The sequence below is a fragment of the Streptomyces bohaiensis genome (assembly GCF_012033785.1).
Classification (GTDB): domain Bacteria; phylum Actinomycetota; class Actinomycetes; order Streptomycetales; family Streptomycetaceae; genus Streptomyces; species Streptomyces bohaiensis.
This window is the reverse complement of record NZ_JAAVJC010000541.1, coordinates 1-1,130: the sequence shown is the minus strand read 5'-3', so window position 1 is coordinate 1,130 and position 1,130 is coordinate 1. Positions and strand designations below refer to the sequence as shown.

At 80.3% G+C, this 1,130-nt stretch carries 1 pseudogene; it reads right to left on the bottom strand.

What is annotated here, in order from left to right:
• Positions 1-126 precede the first annotated feature (126 nt).
• Positions 127-1,130 (bottom strand): annotated as a pseudogene (locus tag HCN52_RS24570) (hypothetical protein); the annotation flags it as partial.

Here is a 1,130-nt window from a genome sequence, read left to right as displayed (position 1 = left end):
CGCCCGTCGGCCGCGCCGACGCCGTCGTCCCCGTCGCCCCCGCGGACTCCGCCCGCTCCCGCCGCTCCGGTCGCCCGCGCCGCCACTGCGGTGCGGGGCGGCGCGGTGGGACGCGGTGGGGGCGCGTCAGACACGGCGGACCAGCTTCTCGGAGTGGACCCCGACCTCGGCCAGCCAGCCGCGCAACGGCTCGGGGTCGCCCTCGTCCACCAGGGCGAGGACCACGTCGGAGAGGTCGGGGGCGCGCTCGCCGTCCACGGTCAGCACCGGCCCGTCGAGCCAGTCCAGGGCCGGCGCGCCGCCGGCGGTGTCCACCACGGTGCGGCAGACGGCGGCGGCGACGTGCTGAGCGAGGAGTTCCCGGCCGCTCGGCGGCGGTGGGGCGGGAAAGGCCAGCGGTGCCGCCGCGATGGTGCTGGCGGGGGCGACCGGTTCGGCGTCGTGCTCGGCACGCGCGGTGGCCGCGGCGAGCCGGGCGGCGAGCGCGTCGGTGAAGTCGCCGTCGTCGGAGGCGAGGCGCAGCAGTACCGCGCCGAGCGCCGGGGCCCGTTCGCCGCCCCGGGCGGGTACGGCGGCACCGCCGAGGGCATCGGCGAGCCGGGCCGCCCGCTCGCGCCACAACCGGTCCACGATCTGCGCCGGGTAGGCCGACCAGCTGACCGCCTCCCAGGCGGGCGTCGGGGCGCCGGGCCCGGCGGGCGGCGGGCCGTGGAAGAGGCGGGCCGCGAGCAGCGAGACCTCGCGGTCCACCGCACCGGGGTCCTCCAGCAGGTCGCAGGCGGGCCGCTCGCCGAGCCGTTCGCCGAAGCCGTCGGCCAGTCGGTCGCGACGCGACAGCTCGGTGAGGGAGGAGACGACGCCGGCGTTGAGCCGGCCGGGCCAGCGCCCCAGCCGCCAGGCGGGCAGCGCGACCCGGGTCAGCAGTCGGTCCCAGCCCGCGAAGGCGAGACCGACCTGCTCCTGGGCGGCCTGGCGGAGCGCGGGGTCGACGTGTCGGGCACGCGCGGAGGCGGCGGCGGCGACGCCGCGCTCCATCTCCGTGGCGTGGCTGCCGATGCGTCGCAGCATCGCGCGGGCGACGGCGGCCGCGGCGGCGGTCACCGGGCGGCGCAGCGGCGTCGCCTCCGGCG